Below are 202 nucleotides of genomic sequence, written 5' to 3'. Positions count from 1 at the left end.
CGTTTCGGCCATGCAACTCCACGGCGGGAATTTGTCGGAGCTGGTCGGGGCAGTGCTGAAAGAAACCGGTCTCGATCCGTCCCGCCTCGAGCTGGAAATTACCGAAACTTGCCTGATCAAGGATATCGGGCGGGCGCTCGCTGTCTTGCGTCAGCTCAAAAGCCTTGGGGTTCAAATCGCCATGGATGATTTCGGCACCGGG

The 202-nt window shown here is 58.4% G+C and carries 1 protein-coding gene; it reads left to right on the top strand.

Annotation, left to right across the window (positions count from 1 at the left end; genetic code table 11):
• The coding region (locus EH240_RS37760; RefSeq protein ID WP_148101217.1) for an EAL domain-containing protein at nucleotides 1–202 on the top strand (202 nt) is incomplete at both ends.

It is taken from the genome of Mesorhizobium tamadayense (genome assembly GCF_003863365.1).
Classification (GTDB): domain Bacteria; phylum Pseudomonadota; class Alphaproteobacteria; order Rhizobiales; family Rhizobiaceae; genus Mesorhizobium; species Mesorhizobium tamadayense.
The sequence above is the reverse complement of the archived record's forward strand: the minus strand, read 5'-3'. Positions and strand labels throughout refer to the sequence as shown.